Below are 1,072 nucleotides of genomic sequence, written 5' to 3' on the forward strand. Positions count from 1 at the left end.
CCTCGTTAAAATATTTAAAGTGTACTCATTCCGATTACGAGGCCTCGTAGGAGTCCCGTATCGTTATTTTTCGTCACTACCTCCCCGTGCCGGGAGTGGGTAATTTGCGCGCCTGCTGCCTTCCTTGGATGTGGTAGCCGTTTCTCAGGCTCCCTCTCCGGAATCGAACCCTAATTCTCCGTCACCCGTTACCACCATGGTAGGCCACTATCCTACCATCGAAAGTTGATAGGGCAGAAATTTGAATGATGCGTCGCCAGCACAGAGGCCATGCGATCCGTCGAGTTATCATGAATCATCAGAGCAACGGGCAGAGCCCGCGTCGACCTTTTATCTAATAAATGCGTCCCTTCCATAAGTCGGGGTTTGTTGCACGTATTAGCTCTAGAATTACTACGGTTATCCGAGTAGTAGTTACCATCAAACAAACTATAACTGATTTAATGAGCCATTCGCAGTTTCACAGTCTGAATTCGTTCATACTTACACATGCATGGCTTAATCTTTGAGACAAGCATATGACTACTGGCAGGATCAACCAGGTAGCATTCATCGATCACGGCAATTCCCCGCCACATCCTCTCAAACGCAATGGAAAGAGAGAAAGGACGAGGTCTTGACCGTCATCTTTTGCCCGAAGGACGGATGAGCTTTGGCGGGACTGAATCACTTCGAGTCACCGTCGACAACTTTTCCGCATCCGAGATTTCAACCCGCAACTCATTCACCAATGCGAGCAAGGCAACAAATGCGATGACGAGAGGTGAACAAGCGCCGATGTTTGTGCCCACGACTTCCCCACGAAGGAGAAGCCGCGGGCAAAGGTGTAAACCAAACTCAACAATTCCTTCAAATTAGGTACGAAACACAGGCCCCGGAACTCATCATCGAGCGTAACATCGCCCGTGAATTAACTGAGAAGGATAGGTGGTAGGTAGTTCGATGCGCGAGCATGGAGCCTACGAACACTAGCTATCCGATCACCACTCATACGCCGAACGTTCAATTAACTCAAAATCATCAATCGTTCCAACTAATCTACCGAAGTACTCGGCTAAGAAGAAAGAAGACG

At 48.5% G+C, this 1,072-nt stretch carries 1 rRNA gene; it reads right to left on the minus strand.

The features are described 5' to 3' along the window. Positions 1 to 550: ribosomal RNA gene (locus F0U47_RS22695) — 16S ribosomal RNA — on the minus strand; the annotation flags it as partial. Between the last annotated feature and the right edge of the window lie 522 nt (positions 551 to 1,072).

Origin of the sequence: Nocardioides antri (assembly GCF_008373765.1) — a bacterium.
Taxonomy (GTDB): domain Bacteria; phylum Actinomycetota; class Actinomycetes; order Propionibacteriales; family Nocardioidaceae; genus Nocardioides; species Nocardioides antri.